The following is a 21,339-nucleotide window of genomic DNA, read 5'->3' on the forward strand; positions in this document are numbered from 1 at the left end:
TCAGGTGTCATGACAACAACACGGTCAACGAGACGCTATCAGCGAGGGTTCACCTTGCTGGAAATGATGTTGGTCGTTTTGCTGGCGGGGGTGGCCGCCACCCTGGTGGTCATGGCGTTCCCAGCCGAGCGGCAGAATGACAGCGCCTGGCAGTTGGCCCGTTTCCAGACCCAACTGGCGTTTGCCGCGGAAACCAGTCAAATCAATGAGTTGATGTTGGGAGTACGGATATACCCTGACCGTTGGCAGTTTTATCAATTACAACGGGAAACCTTATCTGGCGCCGGGGGCGATGCCAACGGGAAAGGCTATCAATGGCGCCCCTGGCGGCCTTACCGTGTTAATCCTTCCGCCGCCGTGCCGGATGCATTGCGTTTTGAACTGTTGCAATTAAATGGCAAAAAAGCGCAAAAAAGGCGTGAAAAAGATAACGATGAACCCGACATCCTGATCCTCCCCGGCGGAGAAATCACCCCTTTCAGACTGTTGCTGAACGCTGAGAACGACAAATCCCTGTCGAACTGGCTGGAGGTGGACGGCAACGGCATGATGCGAACGTCATTCAAACAGGGAGAGATGCCATGAACAGACAGCAAGGCATGACGTTAATGGAGGTGCTGGTGGCGCTAACGGTTTTTGCGCTGGCGGGGGTTGCGGTTTTGCAGACTACGGCAAAGCAGGCGGCAAGCCTGAGCCGACTGGAAGAGAAAACCTTTGCTGGCTGGATTGCGGAAAACCAACAGGTGCGGCTGCGCCTTGAACAGCAATGGCCTGAAACTCGCTGGATAAAAGGAGAAACGCAGTTCGCCGGTCAACGCTGGTATTGGCGTTGGCAAGGGGTGGAAATGGATGATCCCCAGTTCCGGGCGCTGGATGTTGAAGTGCGGCGGGATAAAGACGCATTGGCTGCCGACGGCACGCTACGCACTTATGTGGTGAAACCGTGATATCGGTGAAAACAGTACCGGGAAAACCCTCAGAACGTGCGCGCCAGCAGGGTTTTACGTTGCTGGAAATGCTGCTGGCGTTGGCTATCTTCGCCGCATTGAGTCTCAGCGCTTTTCAGGTGTTGAATGGCGTCATACGTAACGATGAAATTTCCCAACGCAAGGCGCAGCGGCTGGGTGAACTGCAACGCGCTTTCACGCAGATGGATAACGATTTCTCGCAGATGATTGCCCGTGGTAGTCGCGGCGGTTCGTCCCTGTTTTACGCCGGCAGGGATCAACGGAAAAGCGACGACTGGAGCGTCAGTTTTATGCGTAGCGGCTGGCAGAATCCGTTCGGTCTGTTGCCTCGATCTGAACTTCAGCCTGTGGCTTACCGGTTGCGTAATAACCTGCTGGAGCGTCTTACCTATCCGCATCCCGATCCCATCGACGGCGTGGAGCCGTGGGTAACGCCGTTGCTGACGCAGGTTGATGGATTCCGCCTGCGTTTCTTCACTAATAAAACCTGGCGGGATCGCTGGGAAAATAAGACTCAGCTTCCACAAGGAATCGAAGTCATCCTGACGTTAAGGGACTACGGTGAAATGTCGCGTATCTACTTTATTACCACCGGGCCGGTTAAATGATGTCGTCTCGTCAGCGTGGCGTCGCGCTACTGGTGGTCTTGCTGATACTGGCACTGATGGTGACGATAGCCGCGGTGATTACCGAGCGCAGCGGCAAGACGTTTTTGCGCATGGACAGTCAGCTTGGCCGCCAGCAGGCCAAATGGTATGCCCTGGGTACGGAAGCGCTGGCGGGCAAACTCTTGCAGCGTGATGCCCTGAGCGAACCGGGCATCACGCATCTGGCGCAAAACTGGGCGCAACCGGGCCGCAAGTTTCCGGTTGACGGGGGGGAGGTGTCCGTACAGCTACAGGATGCCGGCGCCTGTTTTAATCTCAATGCGATCAATCAAGGCAGCGGTAATACCAATACGCCGTCAACCATACCTTACCCTGCCCAGGTTTTGCGCATGCTATTGCAGCATCTGGGTGTGGAAACGACGCGAGCGGAACAGATTGTGGCCGCCGCGCGCGACTGGGTTGACAATGATAGTCATCCGCTGACGAACGGCGCCGAGGATGAAGTTTATGCCTCGCTACCCGTGCCCTATCAGACGGGAAACCGGGACATGAGCGAGATCAGCGAATTGCGTGCGGTATATGGCATGGACGCTGATCTCTATCAGCGCTTGTTGCCCTATGTCTGTGTATTGCCGGTCGAAACGCTGTTGGTCAATATCAATACGCTGACGGAGGCGCAGGCGCCGCTGCTGGCGGCGCTTTTTCTGAAGGAAATGACGGTGCCGCAAGCTGTGGCGTTGATACAGAAAAGACCGCGTACTGGCTGGGAGAGTTTGTCTGTGCTTCAGCAAACGGGATTATTGCCTGAAAATAGTAAAAATACCCTGCAAAGCATACTGACTGTGAAAAGTGAATGGTTCTTCGCGCAACTGCATGTGCGCGTTGGTGACAGTGACTTTTATCAACGTAGTTTAATTCAACTCAGTGGGCAAAAAGCATTGGTCGTGCAGCGGCAATACGGAGGATATAGGACGGTGAATCCATGAATCAATCCCAGCACAGCAGAAAAACCGGTCTGATTGTTCGGCTGCCCTCTGAAGAGGGGGACGCCATTGAATGGCAGATGAGAACAAACGACGGCGATCAGATTGTGGCGCAGGGGAGCGGCAGTGCGGAACAGGTGCGTGAATCATTAGCTGGCTATCCGGCTCCGGCGTTTACCCGCGTGTTGGTGCCAGCCACGGATGTGACTGTACATACGCTGACGCTTCCTGCTCAGGCTCGGCGGCAGTTGGCGCAAGTGGTGCCGTTTATGCTGGAAGATCAACTGGCTACCGATATTGAAAAACTGCACTTTGCTTTACTGGAACGACAAGGGGAGACGGGCGCGGTTGCCGTGGTGGAAAAAAGGCGTATGCGTCATTGGTTATCGCAGTGTGCGAAGTCAGGGATTGCGGTGGATTCGCTGCTACCCGATGCGCAGATATTGCCACGGCATAAAGACGGCTGGAGCGCGCTGAATCACAACGGGACATGGCTGTTTCGACAGGAAAATGGTCATGCCATGGCTGCGGAGTCTTCGTGGTTCGCCGAACTACTGATCGCATGCGCGCCGTTGCCCGTCATCTACTGCTATAGCGCGGCGCCGGCCACTGGCGAGGGACTCTCGCTGAGCGAATGGCAAACTCTGCCTGAAACGGATTTATTTGCGCTGGCGGCGAAGGGCACGCTGTCGCCTTCAGCCGATTTGCGGCAGGGCGAGTTTGCGTCGGTTAAAACGTGGTGTCATACCTTGCTTCCCTGGCGGGGAGTCGCCCTCGCGCTATTATGTTACTTGCTGCTATTGATTGGCGAAATGGGATGGACGCATTATCAGCTTTACCGGCAAGCGGCATACTGGCGTCAGGAAAGCATCCGCGTCTATCGGCAGCTATTCCCGTCAGAAACCGCGGTGATTAATCCCCGACTGCAAATGCAGCAGCGGTTGCAACGCGCGTCCGCGGCAAAGGGGACGCAGGGGTTACTCAGCCAACTCACGGCGTTGCAGCAGATCGTCACGCGCAATAGCGATGTACAGATTGAATCCCTGTCTTATGAGGCGTCAGGCACCGAACTGCGAGTAGCGTTGAAAGCAACGTCATATCAGGCGCTGGAACAACTGCAACAACAGGCGGCGGTGTACTACCAGGTTCAGGCGGGCGAGATGCGGCAGGAAGAAGGCTATGTTGAAGGACGATTAACATTAAGGAGTCGGCCATGAACGCATTGCGGCAACGCTGGCGCGCCATGAACCCACGTGAGCGGCAGTTGCTGTTGGTTTGTGCCGGTATGCTATTACTTTGTCTGGGGTATTACGCGATATGGCAGCCCTGGCAGACCCGCGAGCACCAATGGCAACGCATCATTTCCCGCGAACAACAGACGGTTGAGTGGATACAAAAGCAGGCGGTGAACTTGCCGGAAGACGAGCAGGCGCAACAAGACGTCCAGGGGCGCGATATCAGCCTGCCCATTCTGGTATCGCAAAGCTCCGGGCGTTACGGCCTGACGGTAGTGCGATTGCAACCACAAGGCAACCAGATTACGGTGGCGTTGGCGCGCAGTGATTTCAATGTGCTAATCCGTTGGTTGAACGAGTTGGAGCAGAAATATGGCGTCAGGGTGCTGGCGCTGGATGTCGCCGCCGTGGATCAAAGTCCCGGCAGTGTCGATATCAGCAGATTATTACTGGCGAGGCCGGATGAAGAGTAACGCCGTCTGGCCTTTTGCCTGAGTTTTCAGACGATTTTTCAGCAATAATTGCGCAGCGATTCGCAATAACCAAACCCTCCGGCCTGACGCCATTGGCGTATCGTACAGACTATGAAAATATGCCTGTGGCTTAAGCGGGGAGAGCGTTTATTCAAGGTCATTATTGAGTATCAGGATGGAATTGACATGGAAGGGATATTGGCATTTGCCGAGGGATTTCCCGCAGGGTGGCTGGCTGCGTTAGCATTGGCTGGCTTGATGGTGGGCAGTTTTCTGAATGTGGTGATTTACCGGTTGCCGCTCATGCTGGAGCGGCGCTGGCATTGGGATGCCTGCGCGCAACTTGGGTTGCCGCTGCCTGTTGATGAACCGCGTTATAATCTCTGGTGGCCGCCCTCTGGTTGTCCGCACTGCCGCCATGCCATCGCGATAAAAGACAATATTCCGATAGTTAGCTGGCTATGGTTGCGTGGTCGCTCGCGATGCTGCCAGCGACCGATTTCCGCGCAATATCCACTGATTGAAGCGCTGTCCATGTTGTTCTTCATGGCCGCCGGGTTACTGTGGCCGCCCGGTATGACGCTATGGGGCGCGTTGATCCTGCTATCGTTCCTGTTGGCGTTGACGGTCATTGATATGAATACATGGCTGCTGCCCGATGCGCTGACGCTGCCTTTACTCTGGCTGGGCCTGATGTTTAACCTGTCGGGTACGTTTGTTTCCCTGGATGATGCGGTGATTGGGGCGATTGCCGGTTATCTGTCTCTCTGGTTGCTGTACTGGGGATTTAAATTACTCACAGGCAAAGACGCGCTGGGATATGGCGATTTTAAACTATTGGCGGCACTGGGCGGGTGGCTGGGCTGGCGCGCATTACCCAATCTGGTGCTTATCGCCGCCTTGAGCGGATTGATTGCTACGTTAGCGTGGCGTTGGGTGCGGCGGAAAAAGGCGGATCAACCGTTGGCATTCGGCCCCTGGCTGGCTGTCGGCGGCGGCATTAGCATCCTGATTAACGGGATAGGCGCATAGCAAACGTATCTTGTAAAAACAGGCTGAGGGTATTTACACCATCAGCCTGCGCTTTGTTCATCTCTGTTCCGCGCCTTTCAGGAGATTTGTTCCGTCAGGCAAAATGACTGGTTATTCCACCATCAGTATAAAAGTACTCACCCAAACAACCAGACAGAATGAGATACCCATAAAAAAATACTTCACCGATATATTCTCCAGCAGAAACCACGCCAGCAACGATCCCGATTGTGCGTTTTATTATGGAAGGGAATGCGTTCCGTTTGCTTTTGCGTAGCGGGAAAACACTTCCCCGTTGTCATCACCAGAGGTCACACTAGTTATGACGGGATCGGCGCTCAATCTACGCTGAGTGAGGGACATAATTCAAGAGGGTTGGGACACTATATTTACCGAAATAGCATTAAAAAGCGTTCAGCGCCGATAGCCGCTAAAGAGTGAAACCGCTCAATCTCGGCTCCTGTCTTTATTCGTCAGTCTGGTTAATCTCGATATCAGGCCGGTTCTGGATCTGCCGCTGGCAATATTATCAGGTAAATCGGGCAACCGTGGCCATCTCTGTTATTATTGCCACTCATCATGCGCCGTCAGTGGACTGGCGTAAGCTCTCGTCGTGTCACTGTTGGTAATAAGAGTAATTATTGTGATTACAACCGCATTTTCTTCCCTTGCTCTGCCTGCCGAGCAGTTATCTAATCTTAATGAACTGGGCTACGCCGCAATGACCCCTGTTCAGGCCGCTGCGTTACCGGCCATCCTGCGTGGCGCCGATGTGCGCGCCAGGGCGAAAACCGGCAGCGGTAAAACGGCGGCTTTCGGTATTGGCCTGCTCAATCAGATTGTTGTCGAGGCGTTTGTTACTCAGGCGTTGGTGCTGTGTCCAACGCGTGAACTGGCGGATCAGGTGAGTAAGGAACTACGTCGTTTGGCGCGTTTTGCGCAGAATATCAAAATTCTGACACTGTGCGGCGGCCAGCCTATGGGCCATCAGTTGGATTCGTTGGTTCATGCACCGCATATTGTGGTAGGTACGCCGGGGCGCGTTCAGGATCATTTGCGTAAGCAATCGCTGTCGCTTGATGCATTGAAAGTGCTGGTGCTGGATGAAGCGGATCGCATGCTGGATATGGGGTTTACGGACGCGATTGATGATGTGATCAGTTATACGCCTTCAACTCGTCAGACATTGCTGTTTTCCGCCACCTATCCGAATGAAATCGAACAGATTAGCGCCCGCGTTCAGCGTCAGCCATTGAGCGTCGACGTGGTTGATGAAAATGCTGAACCGGCCATCGAACAGCGTTTTTATGAAACCACCAGAGAGCAGCGTTTACCGCTGTTGATCGCTATTCTGAACCATTATCAGCCAGCGTCATGCGTGGTGTTCTGTAACACAAAACGTGATTGCCAGAGCGTATTTGACGCATTGGATTCACGTGGTATCAGTGTGTCGGCGCTACATGGCGATCTGGAACAGCGCGATCGCGATCAAGTATTGGTACGCTTTTCCAATCGCAGTTGCCGCGTGTTGGTGGCGACTGATGTGGCTGCTCGCGGTCTGGACATAAAAGAACTGGAACTGGTCGTGAATTTCGAACTGGCTTTCGATCCAGAAGTGCATGTTCACCGTATTGGCCGCACCGGACGGGCGGGAATGCAAGGGCTGGCCGTCAGTTTATGTGTACCGCAGGAGATGAATCGCGCTCATTTGCTCGAAGATTATCTGGGTATACCAATCAATTGGTCATCAACTGCTGAAATCAGTCGCAGTGGCGTCGCTGAACTGGCGCCGGAAATGATGACGCTGTGCATCGATGGTGGTCGTAAAGCCAAAATTCGTCCGGGTGATATTCTGGGCGCATTGACCGGTGAAGCGGGTTTGACCGCAGCGGACGTCGGCAAAATCGATATGTTTCCCATGCATGCTTATGTGGCTATCCGCAAAGCCAGTGCGAAGCGGGCGCTGCAACAACTTCAACAAGGCAAGATAAAAGGGAAAAGCTGCAAAGTGAGATTGTTGAAATAATGACGTGCCTGATACGCCGGCCTTGTGTAATGGTAGCGGTCACACAAGGTCAGCGTTATCAATAAGGTGCGTTTGTCGTGCAGTCTGAGTCTGTAAACCAATATCTGTAAATCAATAAACGAAAATGATCATTGTTCAACGGCTAAAGAATAAAAATAAGATTCTATTTTTAATTAAAAGAAACAGCATAGTTATAACGATAAAAAGTTAACTTGATAACAGTTTCCTGTGAAAATTAAGATGATGCATTTTATTCTGGATTGTTGTGCAGCATTTCCTGAATCTGCTGATAAATTTCAGCGGCGGACATATTGCTGTACGATGTGGCGCTTTCAAAGGTTAATACCTGTTCTTTTCCCGGCCCTTGCAGGAAACTCACTAAGGCGAGATCTTCTTGCGTGATTCGTTTTCCGGTAAACGCATCAAACATTTCGGATTGTCCATTCGGATATTTAATAACAGAAATCAGCTTACCGTCATACAAGGGGATCCCTTGCATGGCGATCTTATGTTCGGAAGCGGCTTTCTGCTGATTATCCTGCTGATCTTTATCGGGTTTCCTTTCCGCATTCTCTTCCTCGGCCATACGTTTTTTATCGGATGACAGTGTGACTAGCGTACTCGTCCCATTTTGGAATGTCATTGAAGGGGATGAGTCAGAATTTGTGAATGTGTCGGTTTTATTGCCCGTGCCGATAGCAGTAACGGCATCCGCATTGGTCGGAACGCCAACCGTAGGCATATTGGGTTGGAGATTTACATTCAGGGGCTGAATATCTGGTATAACCACAATATAACTCCTTCTTATATCTATTTAATACTGACAATTTTCATGCCAGTGAGACACTTCAATGTATTAAGGCCAAATGATTGATATAAGATCATTATTAATAACCGGATTGATTATTATAACTAACGGTAGAATGCTCCCTTTACGGAAAACACTGCCCCTTCTCCAGTTTCATGATATCAACGACGCGGCCCAGCAATGATGTAAATAGTGACAAGCGGAGTAACACGGTAAAAGAATGTGTTATCGTAAAATAGATCGGCTAATTTATTTTTTTCATTAATACTTAAAAGTTATATATTTTGTTTTTTTATAACTAAAAGTGTATCCGGATTTCTACTGGAACGGAAAAGGCGCATGACAGAAGGAAACGCGATTTGTCAGTGGGGAATGGGATTCTGGCGGGATTCCGTCTATGCTGATGTCTGAAATACAGGTATATACCCTGTCGTTAACATCATGAACCCGAATAAGGAAAGATACTTTGGCTGGAGCAAGTTTACTGACGCTGTTGGATGATATCGCCATGTTGCTGGACGATATTTCTGTCATGGGGAAGATGGCTGTTAAAAAAACGGCTGGGGTACTGGGCGACGATCTGTCGCTGAACGCGCAGCAGGTAAGCGGGGTAAAGGCGAATCGTGAACTGCCCGTGGTCTGGCGGGTAGCAAAAGGTTCGTTTCTGAATAAAGTTTTTCTGGTGCCGATGGCATTACTTATCAGTGCATTTCTCCCCTGGGCGATCACGCCGTTGTTGATGATTGGGGGGGCCTACCTCTGCTATGAAGGGGTGGAAAAAGTGATGCACAGTCTGCACCCCGATAAAAACCAGAAAACCCCGGAAGCCCGACAGCAGCGATTATTGGCCGCTGCTCAGGCGGACTCTTCAGAGTATGAAACCGATAAAGTGAAAGGGGCGATCCGTACCGACTTTATTCTTTCGGCCGAGATTATCGCGATCACGCTGGGGATCGTGTCTGAGGCGCCGCTGCTTAATCAGGTGCTTGTGTTGTCGGGGATTGCAATTCTGGTGACGGTTGGGGTGTATGGCATTGTGGCCGGCATCGTCAAACTGGATGACCTGGGGATGTGGTTAGAACAGCGTGCCTCCATTGTGGCGCAAAAAGTGGGAGCCGGACTCCTGGTTGCCGCGCCCTGGTTGATGAAAGTGCTGTCCGTCGTCGGGACGCTGGCGATGTTTTTGGTCGGTGGGGGTATTGTGGTACACGGCGTGCCACGCCTTTATCATGCCATCACCGTTTTTGGCGAACGTTTTGGCACACTTGGCGCCATGCTGGTGGCAAATCTGGCTAATCTGGTGGTGGGTGTTATCCTTGGCGCTATTGTGCTGTTTGTCGTCAACCAGATTGGTCGACTGTGGGGGAAAAAAGCGTAACCACAATGTGCGGGACGGGCAATGTCGCCATCGGGAAGTTGGCATCGATGTTGCCCGTTCATGGCAAATTTGATTATTTCGTCATATTAAGCCGCGCCACCTATCGCCAACAATCCATCCATCGTTCTTCTTTCTGCTCTCCATGCTTTTTAGTCCGCTTTGGTTGGCGTATCAAGACCCTGATGCTAAGTTCATTGCTGTTTATTACGGTCTAACAGGGTTTTGATTATCTTGCTTGTTTTAAAGGGTTTTTTAGACGATTGGGGAGCGTGTAAGAGCGTGTTCTGGCGTCCCCAGCAGGAATCGAACCTACAACTAGCCCTTAGGAGGGGCTCGTTATATCCATTTAACTATGGGGACGTGCGGCGCGGTCATTATACTCATTTTCGTTCTGAAAATAAGTACTTAACCGCGCGTTTGCTTAAACTGTCAGCAATCGGACTCTTTTTCTTATTCTCTCTGCCTTGTTTTCTTTTTTCGTTTTTCTGCTTCAAGTCTGGCGTTGTCGCTCATGTCGTTGCGGATCTGGGCATGACTCATCAACGCGAAAATAAAGGTGCCGCCGATGATGTTACCCGCCAGCGTCGGCAGGGCGAAGGGCCAGATAAAGTTTTGCCAGGTGATTTCGCCGATAAAGATGAGGTAGAAAATCTCTGACGCGCCCGCAACAATATGCGTGAGATTACTGAAGGCAATCATCCAGGTCATGATGATGATAACGACTATCTTGGCCGCTCCTGCGTGTGGCAGCATCCAGACCATGGTGGCGATGATCCAGCCGGAAACCACCGCGTTGGCGAACATTTCCGTAGGTGAGTTTTTCATGACTTTCATGGATATTTCGAGCAGCGCTTTCCGCGTTTCACCATCAAACACCGGCATGTAGGTGAAGGCGAGGGCAGCCAGTGCGGTGCCAATTAAATTGCCCATCAGCACAATGCTCCACAATCGGAACAACAGATAAAAATTATGACCGACTGGCTTATGCATCACTGGCAGTACGGCTGTTACGGTATTCTCGGTAAACAATTGCTGGCGGGCCATAATGACGATGACAAAACCGATGGTATAGCCGAAGCTTTCCAGTAAAAATCCGCCAGGAACGCCAACCAGATTGATATGCAGCATACCGATAGCCATAAAGGATGTTCCCATCGACAGGCCCGCAGCGATAGCTGACCACAACAATGCCATCGCATCGCGTTGCAGTTCTTTTTGTCCTTCCTGACGCAGCGCCTCGTGAATGGCGGCGGCGGGAGAGGGCAATATTTTTTCATTTACCTCAATATCTTGACCGCGGGTATTTTCTTCGCTTTCTACCTCTCTGTTTTCATCGTAGGCATCCGTTTTTTCTTCATCAACATTGTTATTCTTCTCAGAAGATTGATTCATCAGGTTCTCGCTATGTTCTTTTTCCTTATGGTAAGCGTAGTTGCTTTCAAAACATATGGTACCGCCTGCTTCGACATCTGTTCTTGCAGCCCTATGCTATGATCTGTCATGCCGGTTAGCGTTATTGCCCTCGGCACAGAGAATTATCTGGCAAACCTCTGAAAAAGGTAGGGATGCATAAGCCAAAGTAGAAGCTAAACCATAAAATGGTAAACTGTTGGCAGTAAGCGCTCTGGCTTGCCATTTGGTTGGGCGCACACGCGCTGGGAATGCCTATTCTCAGCTGCGGCGCACAACGCAACATAATCAGGGAGAACAGATATGAATTACCGCCTGAGCGGGGTGGTGTTTGCCAGCGTGTTACTCGTCGGCTGCGCCAGTTCCGGGGATCAGTCTCAAGAAGGGCGTTCTGATCCGCTTGAAGGCTTTAACCGTACCATGTTCAGTTTTAACTACGATGTGCTGGATCCTTATCTGGTACGACCGGCAGCGGTTGCCTGGCGTGACTATGTACCCACACCAGCGCGCAATGGCCTGAGCAACTTTTTTAGTAACCTGGAAGAACCTGCTTCCATGGTGAACTATTTTGTTGAGGGCAAGCCGTATAAAGCGATGATTCATTTTAACCGCTTTTTCCTGAATACCCTGCTGGGTATGGGCGGTTTGATTGATGTGGCATCCATGGCCAACCCCAAACTGGCGAAAGAGGAATCGCGTCGGTTCGGCAATACATTGGGCAGCTATGGTATGGGCTATGGGCCTTATGTGGTGTTGCCGGGTTACGGCAGCGCGACGTTGCGTGAAGATGGCGGCGGCGTCGTGGATACGCTGTATCCGGTATTGAGCTATCTGACGTTCTGGATGTCCGCGGGCAAATGGGCGATTGAAGGGCTGGAGACGCGAGCCCAGTTGCTTGATTCCGATGGCCTGCTGCGCAACTCTTCCGATCCCTATATGATGATGCGCGAGGCGTATTTCCAGCGACATGATTTTCTGGCCAGCGACGGACAGATTACGCCGCAAGCTCACCCCAATGACTCGGCGATACAAGATTCGCTCGGCGAAATTGATGCTGACCAGTAAGCGTAGTGGACAAGGCACCTCTGAGTGCCTTTAGCTTTTATAAAATACTGCTAAGCTTACATTTATGTTGGCATTTGTTTTGTTTCTTAAAAGTTACTATATTGTTTTCATTTTTTTAATTACAAAAATTTATTTTCCTTCGTCAGATAAGAATAATATTACGGCATTAGCGTATAGCCTTAGCGCGCATCTGAGTCAGTAGGCTGATTTTTTTGTTAAAAAAACTGATTAACAAAAAGGTTATAACAACGATTTTTTGATATGCGTTAAGGGACAACATTGTCGCTAACGATGGGATGGGGCTATTCAACTGCAACAATAAAAAATTCCATAAATCGAGAGATAAGAATGAAGAAACTACTTACTACGATCCTCTGTTTGAGTGTATTAGGGATCACCCAACTTGCTCAAGCTGAAGATAATCAACCTGCCGATAAAACGACCGATGTGGTGTTGATCGGCGGCGGCGTCATGAGCTCTACACTGGGTGTCTATCTGCAAGAGCTACAGCCAGACTGGTCAATCGATATGGTTGAGCGTATGGATAATGTGGCGCAGGAGAGTTCGAATGGCTGGAATAACGCGGGGACGGGGCACTCTGCGTTTATGGAGCTTAACTATACGCCGGATAATCCCGACGGCCCGATAGAAATCAGCAAAGCGATCGAGATCACCGAAGCTTTTGAGGTGTCACGCCAGTTCTGGTCCTACCAGGTTAAAAACGGCGTTCTTCACGATCCGCAGTCCTTTATCAACAACGTACCGCATATCAGCTTTGTCTGGGGCGATGAAAATACACGTTTTATGAGCCGCCGCTTCGAAGCGATGCAACATAGCACGCTATATCGTGGCATGGAGTTCTCGGAAGATCCCAACGTTATTAAAGAATGGGCGCCATTGGTGATGGAGGGGCGTGATCCGACACAGAAAGTTGCCGCTACCCGTATGCCGATCGGGACGGACGTGAACTATGGCGAGCTCACCCGCCAGTTGGTGGACTCGCTAAAGAAAAAGCCGAATTTTGCATTGCACCTTAATTCTGAAGTTCGCGATATCAAGCGTAATGCGGACAACACCTGGAGCGTGACTTACGCCGATCTGAAGAACGGCGAGAAAAAAAGCGTGATCAAAGCCAAGTTTGTCTTTATCGGCGCGGGCGGTGCGGCATTGCAGTTGCTGCAAAAATCCGGCATTCCTGAGGCGGATGGTTATGGCGGTTTTCCGGTGGGAGGAGAGTTCCTGGTATCGGACAATCCTGAAGTCGTGAAACGTCATTTGGCGAAGGTCTATGGTAAAGCCTCGGTAGGCGCGCCGCCGATGTCTGTTCCGCATCTGGATACTCGAATTTTTGACGGTAAACCGGTGGTGCTGTTTGGGCCATTCGCCACATTCTCCAGTAAATTCCTGAAAAATGGTTCGCTGTGGGATCTGTTTGATTCCGTCACGCTGTCCAATGTCTGGCCGATGACGCGTGTGGGTCTGGATAATTTCGATCTGGTTAAGTATCTGATAAGCCAGGTGATGATGGACGATGATGACCGTTTCACCGCGTTACAGGAATATTTCCCCAACGCGAAGAAAGAAGACTGGAAACTGACTATCGCGGGTCAGCGTGTACAGGTTATCAAAAAAGATAAAGATAAAGGCGGCGTACTGAAACTCGGCACCGAAATCGTCAGTTCGGAAGATGGTTCTATTGCCGCGCTGTTGGGCGCTTCTCCTGGGGCGTCCACGGCTGCGCCAATTATGCTGAGCCTGATGAAAAAAGTGTTCAAAGATCAGATGGCCACACCAGAGTGGCAGAGCAAGCTGAAAGAGATCATTCCTTCTTATGATCAGAAGCTGGACGGTAATATTGAATTGACCAATAAAATCCGTCGCTACACCAGCAGCACGCTGAATTTGAATTATATCGAAGTGAAGCCTGAATAAGGGTTCAATTGCCGAAGGCCGCGCGAGCGGCCTTTTTTTCGGCTGCTGTTTATGCCGGGCGGGAGATGAGAGCGGCAATAAAAAGGCAGGTAAGATTGACTTACCTGCCGGTACTGAAAATCCAAACAAACGATATTAGAACGCGTAGTTGAAGTTTATGCCGTATAACCAGGCTTTCCCTTTTGAATTAAATTCATATCGCGGTGAACCAGCGTTATCGGAAATCGGTTCACTGATACTGACCTCTTTACCGTGCATGTAAGAAACGCCGACATCAACAGAAGCATCTTTGTTGAAAGTATAAGTTGTGCCTGCGCTCAACCAGAAACGATCCTGGTCTGGAATGGATATTGAGCGTTTATTGGCCGGAACCGGACTGTCATCGAAAGCGATACCGCCGCGGAAGGTCCAGTTCTCATCATGGTAGTAGGTGGTGCCGAACGCGATACGGTAGGCATCACGAAAGCCTTCCTCTTTCTGGAATAACGCCTGACCATTATTACCGGTGGCCTTCAGTTCCTGGAACTGGCTCCAACTGGTATAGGCAAGGCTATAGTGGACCGCCCATTTGGGGGCAACGCGATGGTAAGCGGACGCCTCCCACATTTCCGGCAGATTCAGCGTCAACTTGCCGGGGATGGTCGCGCCACCAGTGCCAACCGGTGCACCCTGCGCACCTGCCGGCAGGTCGCTGCGGTAGTCGCCGTCGAAGTCGATATCGACTTTGGAGCGATAGGTCAGACCGAAGCGATTGTTTTCGTCCACTTCATACAGGATGCCCGCATTCCAGCCGTAACCCCATTCTTTACCTTCCATATGGGCCAGTTCTGAGGAGGGGCCGGCGACAACGCCCTGTAACCCGCCTGCGGCAAGGGGAATGTTGGCTAACTCACCCGCGCGGCGAACAATTTTCGCATCGGCATAAACCGCATTCACCCCCAGCCCAAAGCTGAAGTGCTGATTCAGGCGATAGGCCGCGCTCAGGTTCAGGTTGGATGTCACCAGATCGGTCTGCCCGCCGATAGACCCCGCGGTATAGCTGTCATTGAACTCGGTAGCCAGACCATAGTTGGTGACGGCTGAAGCGCCAATAGCCCATTGTTCATTGAGCGGCATGATAAAATGCAAATTGGGTACCCAGGCATGGGGCGCAATATTTTTTGCGCTGCTATCCTGACCTGTCAGGGAGTTTTTCCCCTGAATATCAATATCCGGGTTGATATAAGTCACACCGCCGGAAAAGGACGGGCGATCAAACAGGGTCATGGTGGCAGGGTTACGGCTGCCTGAAGTTGCGTTGTCAGCTATCGCGCCTTCACCTGAAAACGCGCGTCCCAGGCCAGATGAGGAATATTCATTAAGCTGAAAGCCAGCAGCGGACGCATTTGCTGAAATCAGCGCCGCTGCAACAGCAATTGCGGATTGTTTTAACAGGTTTTTCTGGCTCATGGCCAAAGCCTCTTTAGGTGCTTGTTATTTAACTTTGTTACACGGAGTAACAAGGGACGCGCATTGTAGGGGGGCGCAGTCAGTCTGACAAATCAGACCAGTTGGCAAAGTATAAGTTGTGAATATGACAATGTTTCGTATATGTATAAAAAACGTATCCAAAATGATAAGGAATTTAGATCTACTTAACAGTTTGGTTGATTTTAATAAGGCCGGATTACCCTGGTTTTACTCTTTTCTAACAATAAGCTGTGATGAATATCACTAAATATCCCGGTAAACCGTAAGTTCTAGTGCGCAAGGGAGTCGGCAGGTAAAATAGAAGGGAATAGAAGATTTTGAACGGGATCAAATCTGTTATACCCAATAGGTTTCAACGTACCGATAGAAACCATTCCAAAGGCTGTTGCGGCTGACTAAATTATTTTGAGAGCTAACGGGTAGAAACAGGCTACTTGCACCATAGAGGAAAGAATGATGACAAACGCGATAAACAAATGTAGTGCTGAAGAAACGGCTGCCTGTTGCTGCGTCGATGTGGGTACGGTCATGGATAATACCGATTGTACCGCGTCTTACAGCAAAGTCTTCGCCGATCAAGCCGCGGCGGAAGCCACGTTAAATGTGCTGACGGAAAAAGCCCGTGCGGTAGAATCCGAACCTTGCCTGATTGAAAGTAAGATTGATGCGGTGGAAGGCGGGGTGAAGCTGGATATTGATTTTACCTTCAGTTGTCAGGCTGAAACGATGATTTTCCAACTCGGTCTGCGTTAATTTTTGCATCTTATCGGGGGCTGCACATCGGCCCCTGAAATAAGCGTCGTCACCACTATCGCCAGGATGCAGACGGTCAAATAGCGGTTTCCCTTCTTCGATGCGCTCTATCTCTTTCTTGTTAGTTCCGATTTACCGGATTGCCTCTATTAATAAGACGGCTTTTGTGCAGCACTCGTTTGCGTAATGTAACTATCTGGTTAACAATAAGATCAGGTCTGACCTGTTGTGCGCATGCTTAATTTCTCTGTTTAACAGGAGTTTTTATGAATGAGGTATTGCCACTGATAACGCATCGTGGTGATCGCGTAGCGATTGTTAACGGGTTACGTACTCCATTTGCTCGCCAGGCAACGGCATATCATGGCATCCCGGCGATGGATTTGGGGAAAATGGTGGTGAGTGAGCTCCTCATTCGTACCGGCGTGCCCTCTGAAATGGTGGAGCAACTGGTGTTCGGGCAGGTGGTCCAAATGCCGGAAGCGCCTAATATCGCGAGAGAAATTGTGCTGGGTACTGGTATGAGCGTTCATACCGATGCCTACAGCGTCTCACGCGCTTGCGCCACCAGCTTTCAGGCTGTCGCGAATATTGCGGAAAGCATTATGGTCGGAACGATTGATATCGGTATTGCCGGCGGGGCGGATTCTTCCTCGGTTCTGCCTATCGGCGTAAGCAAACAACTTGCCAGAACGCTGCTGGACTTGAGCAAAGCCCGTACATTCAGCCAGCGGCTTAAATTGTTGAGCCGATTGCGTCCCAGAGATTTGTTGCCTGTCGCTCCCCCTGTAGCGGAGTATTCCACTGGATTACGTATGGGCGATACCGCCGAGCAAATGGCGAAAACCTATGGCATTACGCGTGAGGAGCAGGATGCGCTGGCGCATCGTTCACATCGTTTAGCTGCCCGCGCCTGGGTGGAGGGCAAGTTACTTGACGAGGTGATGACCGCCTATATCCCGCCTTACCTGCAAGCTCTGCGCGAAGACAACAATGTCCGCCATGACTCGTCGCCGGAACATTACGCACGGTTGCGGCCTGCTTTTGACCGCAAGCACGGCAGCGTCACCGCCGCGAACAGTACGCCCTTGACTGATGGCGCCGCCGCCATTTTGCTGATGAGTGAATCCAAAGCGAAAAGTCTGGGCCTGACCCCGTTGGGTTTTCTGCGCAGCTACGCATTTAGCGCGATTGATGTGTGGCAGGATATGTTGCTGGGGCCGGCGTATGCGTCGCCACTGGCATTGGCGCGGGCGGGGATTACGCTTGCTGATCTGACGCTGATCGAGATGCATGAGGCGTTTGCCGCTCAGACGCTGGCAAACCTGAAGATGTTTGCCTGCGAAGATTTTGCGCGCAATAAACTGGGCCGCGCGTCGCCGTTGGGGGAAGTGGATATGGATAAATTTAATGTCCTTGGCGGCTCGATTGCTTATGGACATCCGTTTGCCGCGACTGGCGCACGGATGATCACTCAGACACTGCATGAATTACGTCGACGCGGCGGCGGATTGGGACTGACCACGGCCTGCGCCGCGGGCGGACTGGGGGCCGCGATGGTTCTGGAGGTGACGCCATGATCGATAAATCATCTTCGACAGAATTTTCAACAATGAATTTCGCGCAGGACGCGGCGTTTTCGCTGACCATGCGGCCAGACAATATCGGCATCATCACCATTGACGTACCCGGTGAAAAAGTGAATACGTTGAAGCGTGAGTTCGCCGCTCAAATCAAGCATATCTTTGAACAAGCCCAGCGGCACGCCGCGCTCAGAGGGCTGATTCTGGTATCTGCAAAATCCGATTCATTTATTGCCGGGGCGGATATCGCCATGCTGGATAAATGCACCAGCGCTGAGCAAGCCGAAAACCTGGCTACCGAGGGACAACAAATCTTTGCCAGTCTTGCCTCACTTCCTTTCCCAATTGTTTGCGCGATTCATGGCGCGTGTCTGGGCGGCGGGCTTGAATTGGCGCTGGCCTGTGATTATCGGGTGTGCTCGCTGGATGACAAAACCACGCTTGGCCTGCCGGAAGTTCAACTTGGCTTATTACCCGGTTCTGGCGGCACGCAGCGTCTGCCCCGCTTGATCGGCGTGGATAAAGCCCTGGATATGATCCTGACCGGACGCCGCGTCGGTGCGCGTCAGGCGCTAAAAATGGGACTGGTTGATGATGCCGTGCCGCCCAGTATTTTGCTGGAGACGGCAGTCGCCATGATTAAGAATGGCAAACGGAAAGTACAGCCACCGGGCTGGCGTGCGCGTGTGTTGGCAAGCCCAGGGATCCGGCATTGGTTGTTTAATCTTGTGAAAACGAAAACGCGCGCGAAAACTCACGGTAATTATCCGGCAGCCGATCGCATCATACATGTCATTCGCCGTGGCATGGAAAAAGGCATTGAGGAAGGCTATCGTCTGGAGGCCAGAGCGTTTGGCAAACTGGTGATGACGCCGGAGTCAGCCGCGCTGCGTCACCTGTTTTTTGCCTCGACTTCGCTAAAAAAAGAGTCCGGCGCATCGGCTGAGGTGCAACCGCTTCGTCGCGTCGGCATTCTGGGCGGTGGATTGATGGGCGGCGGCATTGCCAGCGTGACCGCGATGCGCGGCGGGTTACCGGTAAGGATCAAAGACATTAACGAGCAGGGAATTAACCATGCTCTGAAATATAGCTGGCAATTACTTGCCAAACGGGTGCAGCGTAAACGGATGAAACCGGCGGAGCGCCAGCGGCTGATGACCTTGATTTCCGGCAGCACCGACTATCGGGGATTTGAACACACCGATATTGTGATTGAAGCGGTATTCGAAACGTTGTCTCTGAAGCAGAAAATGGTTGCCGAGGTTGAACAGTACGCGGCGCCGCATACGATCTTTGCCTCAAACACCTCATCGCTGCCTATCCATCAGATCGCGGCGCATGCCCGCCGTGCGCAGCAGGTGATTGGACTGCATTATTTCAGTCCGGTGGAGAAAATGCCGCTGGTTGAGGTGATCCCGCATGCGCAAACCAGCGCGGAAACCATCGCGACGACGGTGTCGCTGGCAAAAAAACAGGGCAAAACCGCCATTGTGGTGGCGGACCGCGCCGGATTTTATGTTAACCGCATTCTGGCGCCGTACATTAATGAAGCGGCATATTGCCTGCTGGAAGGCGAACCGATTGAATCCATTGATGAAGCGCTGGTGCGTTTCGGTTTTCCTGTCGGCCCGCTGACCTTGCTGGATGAGGTAGGTATTGATGTCGCCACTAAGATCGTGCCGGTATTGAGCGAGGAGCTTGGTGAACGCTTTAAATCGCCGCCGACATTTGACGCTCTCCTGAACGATGGGCGTAAAGGCCGTAAAAATGCCAAAGGTTTTTATCTTTATGGGGAGAAACACCGTTTCTGGCAGCCGAAAAGAGTGGTGGACAGCACCATTTACCCTCTGCTGGCTGTTACGCCGAAAGCCCATATCGATCCGGCGTTGATTAGCCAACGCTGTGTGATGATGATGCTGAATGAAGCGGCGCGCTGTCTGGATGAAAAGGTGATCCGGTGTGTCCGTGACGGCGATATCGGGGCGGTGTTTGGCATCGGTTTCCCGCCTTTTCTGGGCGGCCCGTTTCACTATATGGATCGTCTTGGCATGGCGACGGTAGTGAAAACCATGCAGATATTGCAACAACAATACGGCGAACGCTTCGCGCCTTGCGAACGCTTGTTGAGAATGCTCGATAATCAGCAAACTTTTTACCCTGCGATACCGGATGATGAGGCCATTGATGCGCAACCAGAGCCGGACGCTGACGAGTCGTCTTCCGGGTAAACGCGACGCTATTTACTGATATGTCCGCCGTCAGGATACTTCCGCCAGTCTGTCCTGATGGCGCGAGTATTGATTGTTTGTCGCGTTCATCTGAAAACACGTTGTGGTTTTGTTTAAGTTTAAAGCAGCGATCTGTAATAATAGCGGCTTGCTTTGCCGGATGTGATGGCCAGCGAAGAGAGGCAATCAGCTAACCTATTGCTGATAAAACACTTTTATCACGATATTTCGTCAACATAGCGGTGTGATATGCAAGTTTTGATAATGCGTCATGGTGATGCCGTACCTGACGCCGCCAGTGATGCCCAGCGACCACTCAGCGGTCGTGGCTGTGATGAATCGCGTCAAATGGCGTTTTGGTTGAACGACCAACAAATCGATATTGACCGTGTTCTGGTCAGTCCCTATTTACGTGCGCAGCAAACGCTGAATGTGGTGCAGGCTGTTCTGCCCTTGCCGGAAGAAAATGATTGTCTGACGGAACTGACGCCGGGCGGCGATGCGCAGTTGGTTCGCTATTACCTGCAAACGCTGGCGAAAGAGGGAACCAATGCGGCGCTGGTGGTATCGCATCTTCCGCTGGTCGGCTATCTGGTGGCGTCGCTGTGTCCGGGCGAAAACGCACCGATGTTTGCCACCTCCGCCATTGCCTGTGTTACCGTCAATGCGCAATCAGGCAACGGCGTGCTGGATTGGCAGATCAGTCCGGCGCAGTTAACGCCGAAGCCTTAAGCTGCCATTGTTAAGCGCTCAGTTGGTCGCTATTGATGACCGGGCGCGTCCAACGCCACCAGCACCAGTAACGCCGCATCACCGCCGAATTCCTTCGGCGCCTGATGGAAAGCCAACACGTCTGGATGCTGCGCCAGCCATAATGGTGTTTGCTGCTTAAGAATATGTTTGCCATGACCGTGCATCACGCAGGCGCAGTAAACATGTTCGCGGCGGCAGGCCGCCAGCAGCGCGCCCAGTTCCTGTTTGGCCTGCAACTGGGTCAGTCCGTGCAAATCCAGAAACAGTTCCGGCGAGTAATCCCCGCGACGCAATTTCTTCAATTCGTAATGACTGACGCCGGGACGCACATAACGCGTCGGCCCTTCGCTCTCCAGTTGGGGCTGGAACTCATCTGAAAAATAAAAGCTGGCATCGACCTGTTCCTGTAGAACTCGTTTGGCTGGCAACTCGCCAATCTTTCTGCGCTGGGGTTTATGGGTATAAGTATCCTGGCGCAATTTTTTCGTACCAGAGATTGACGCGCGAAAAAGCTGTAAATCGTCGTCATCCAGTGAATATTTATTACTCATCGGTTATTCGTTCCCGCTTCAACATCCGGCCAGTTTACCTTGTCTCGGTTCGGTCGCTAAATAAAAGTCGCGCTAAGCATGGG

At 51.6% G+C, this 21,339-nt stretch carries 20 protein-coding genes and 1 tRNA gene; 15 read left to right on the forward strand and 6 right to left on the reverse strand.

Going from position 1 to position 21,339, the window contains the following annotated elements; all coding sequences use genetic code 11:
- The first annotated feature begins 9 nt into the window (after positions 1 to 9).
- From gspH to NC856_RS11590, 7 genes are all read left to right on the forward strand, one after another.
- Complete coding sequence (gspH, locus tag NC856_RS11560) at positions 10 to 585, forward strand: type II secretion system minor pseudopilin GspH (RefSeq protein WP_264090582.1); 576 nt, start codon at positions 10 to 12, stop codon at positions 583 to 585.
- Positions 582 to 947, forward strand: coding sequence for a type II secretion system minor pseudopilin GspI (gene gspI, locus NC856_RS11565; RefSeq protein WP_264090583.1), 366 nt, complete (start codon positions 582 to 584; stop codon positions 945 to 947). Before gspH ends, gspI begins: the two co-directional genes overlap by 4 nt.
- Positions 944 to 1,576 carry a type II secretion system minor pseudopilin GspJ gene (gene gspJ / locus NC856_RS11570; RefSeq protein WP_264090584.1) on the forward strand — a complete coding sequence of 211 codons (633 nt, stop codon included), beginning with the start codon at positions 944 to 946 and terminating at the stop codon, positions 1,574 to 1,576. The genes gspI and gspJ overlap by 4 nt, the downstream gene beginning before the upstream one ends.
- Positions 1,576 to 2,562, forward strand: coding sequence for a type II secretion system minor pseudopilin GspK (gene gspK / locus NC856_RS11575; protein ID WP_264090699.1), 987 nt, complete (start codon positions 1,576 to 1,578; stop codon positions 2,560 to 2,562). Before gspJ ends, gspK begins: the two co-directional genes overlap by 1 nt.
- On the forward strand, positions 2,559 to 3,776 hold the full coding sequence (gspL, locus tag NC856_RS11580; RefSeq protein WP_264090585.1) for a type II secretion system protein GspL: 1,218 nt from the start codon (positions 2,559 to 2,561) through the stop codon (positions 3,774 to 3,776). Before gspK ends, gspL begins: the two co-directional genes overlap by 4 nt.
- Positions 3,773 to 4,267, forward strand: a complete 495-nt coding sequence (locus NC856_RS11585) for a type II secretion system protein M (RefSeq protein WP_264090586.1) — start codon at positions 3,773 to 3,775, stop codon at positions 4,265 to 4,267. Before gspL ends, NC856_RS11585 begins: the two co-directional genes overlap by 4 nt.
- A 186-nt stretch (positions 4,268 to 4,453) precedes the next feature.
- A complete protein-coding gene (locus NC856_RS11590) occupies positions 4,454 to 5,299 on the forward strand; it encodes a prepilin peptidase (RefSeq protein WP_264090587.1) in 846 nt (281 codons plus the stop codon).
- A gap of 111 nt (positions 5,300 to 5,410) precedes the next feature.
- On the opposite strand, the gene ypdK is transcribed toward NC856_RS11590, so the two are convergent.
- Positions 5,411 to 5,470 carry a membrane protein YpdK gene (gene ypdK / locus NC856_RS17845; protein WP_199377238.1) on the reverse strand — a complete coding sequence of 20 codons (60 nt, stop codon included), beginning with the start codon at positions 5,468 to 5,470 and terminating at the stop codon, positions 5,411 to 5,413.
- Between the two features lie 472 nt (positions 5,471 to 5,942).
- On the opposite strand from ypdK, the gene dbpA reads away from it, so the two are divergent.
- Positions 5,943 to 7,325, forward strand: coding sequence for an ATP-dependent RNA helicase DbpA (gene dbpA / locus NC856_RS11595; protein WP_264090588.1), 1,383 nt, complete (start codon positions 5,943 to 5,945; stop codon positions 7,323 to 7,325).
- A gap of 250 nt (positions 7,326 to 7,575) precedes the next feature.
- Here the strand turns inward: dbpA and NC856_RS11600 are convergent, their stop codons facing one another.
- Positions 7,576 to 8,115: a hypothetical protein gene (locus tag NC856_RS11600; protein WP_264090589.1), complete on the reverse strand. Its 540-nt coding sequence runs from the start codon at positions 8,113 to 8,115 to the stop codon at positions 7,576 to 7,578.
- Positions 8,116 to 8,599: 484 nt separating this feature from the next.
- Between NC856_RS11600 and NC856_RS11605 the strand changes: the two genes are divergently transcribed.
- Entirely contained in the window at positions 8,600 to 9,511 is a 912-nt protein-coding gene (locus NC856_RS11605) for a DUF808 family protein (RefSeq protein ID WP_264090590.1), read from the forward strand.
- Positions 9,512 to 9,796: 285 nt separating this feature from the next.
- Here the strand turns inward: NC856_RS11605 and NC856_RS11610 are convergent.
- Both NC856_RS11610 and NC856_RS11615 read right to left on the reverse strand, forming a co-directional pair.
- Positions 9,797 to 9,871 (reverse strand) — tRNA-Arg (locus tag NC856_RS11610).
- Between the two features lie 90 nt (positions 9,872 to 9,961).
- Complete coding sequence (locus NC856_RS11615; protein WP_264090591.1) at positions 9,962 to 10,903, reverse strand: formate/nitrite transporter family protein; 942 nt, start codon at positions 10,901 to 10,903, stop codon at positions 9,962 to 9,964.
- 321 nt (positions 10,904 to 11,224) lie between these two features.
- Between NC856_RS11615 and mlaA the strand changes: the two genes are divergently transcribed.
- Positions 11,225 to 11,986: a phospholipid-binding lipoprotein MlaA gene (gene mlaA / locus NC856_RS11620; RefSeq protein ID WP_264090592.1), complete on the forward strand. Its 762-nt coding sequence runs from the start codon at positions 11,225 to 11,227 to the stop codon at positions 11,984 to 11,986.
- Positions 11,987 to 12,334: 348 nt separating this feature from the next.
- Entirely contained in the window at positions 12,335 to 13,918 is a 1,584-nt protein-coding gene (gene mqo, locus NC856_RS11625; RefSeq protein ID WP_264090593.1) for a malate dehydrogenase (quinone), read from the forward strand.
- A gap of 135 nt (positions 13,919 to 14,053) precedes the next feature.
- Here the strand turns inward: mqo and fadL are convergent, their stop codons facing one another.
- Positions 14,054 to 15,367 carry a long-chain fatty acid transporter FadL gene (fadL, locus tag NC856_RS11630; protein ID WP_264090594.1) on the reverse strand — a complete coding sequence of 438 codons (1,314 nt, stop codon included), beginning with the start codon at positions 15,365 to 15,367 and terminating at the stop codon, positions 14,054 to 14,056.
- A 477-nt stretch (positions 15,368 to 15,844) separates the two neighbouring features.
- Between fadL and NC856_RS11635 the strand changes: the two genes are divergently transcribed.
- The 4 genes from NC856_RS11635 (at position 15,845) to sixA (ending at position 20,684) form a co-directional block, all read left to right on the forward strand.
- Positions 15,845 to 16,141 carry a YfcZ/YiiS family protein gene (locus tag NC856_RS11635; protein ID WP_264090595.1) on the forward strand — a complete coding sequence of 99 codons (297 nt, stop codon included), beginning with the start codon at positions 15,845 to 15,847 and terminating at the stop codon, positions 16,139 to 16,141.
- A 266-nt stretch (positions 16,142 to 16,407) separates the two neighbouring features.
- Positions 16,408 to 17,721 (forward strand): acetyl-CoA C-acyltransferase FadI, encoded by a 1,314-nt coding sequence (fadI, locus tag NC856_RS11640; RefSeq protein WP_264090596.1) that lies wholly within the window; start codon positions 16,408 to 16,410, stop codon positions 17,719 to 17,721.
- Positions 17,718 to 19,952: a fatty acid oxidation complex subunit alpha FadJ gene (fadJ, locus tag NC856_RS11645; protein WP_264090597.1), complete on the forward strand. Its 2,235-nt coding sequence runs from the start codon at positions 17,718 to 17,720 to the stop codon at positions 19,950 to 19,952. The genes fadI and fadJ overlap by 4 nt, the downstream gene beginning before the upstream one ends.
- Before the next feature lie 249 nt (positions 19,953 to 20,201).
- The gene (gene sixA, locus NC856_RS11650; protein WP_264090598.1) at positions 20,202 to 20,684 is read left to right on the forward strand and encodes a phosphohistidine phosphatase SixA; all 483 of its coding nucleotides are present in this window, start codon (positions 20,202 to 20,204) and stop codon (positions 20,682 to 20,684) included.
- Positions 20,685 to 20,713: 29 nt separating this feature from the next.
- Here sixA and smrB read toward each other — a convergent pair whose 3' ends face one another.
- Positions 20,714 to 21,256: an endonuclease SmrB gene (gene smrB, locus NC856_RS11655; RefSeq protein WP_264090599.1), complete on the reverse strand. Its 543-nt coding sequence runs from the start codon at positions 21,254 to 21,256 to the stop codon at positions 20,714 to 20,716.
- Between the last annotated feature and the right edge of the window lie 83 nt (positions 21,257 to 21,339).

The sequence above is a fragment of the Brenneria izbisi genome (assembly GCF_025840185.1).
GTDB lineage: Bacteria > Pseudomonadota > Gammaproteobacteria > Enterobacterales > Enterobacteriaceae > Brenneria > Brenneria izbisi.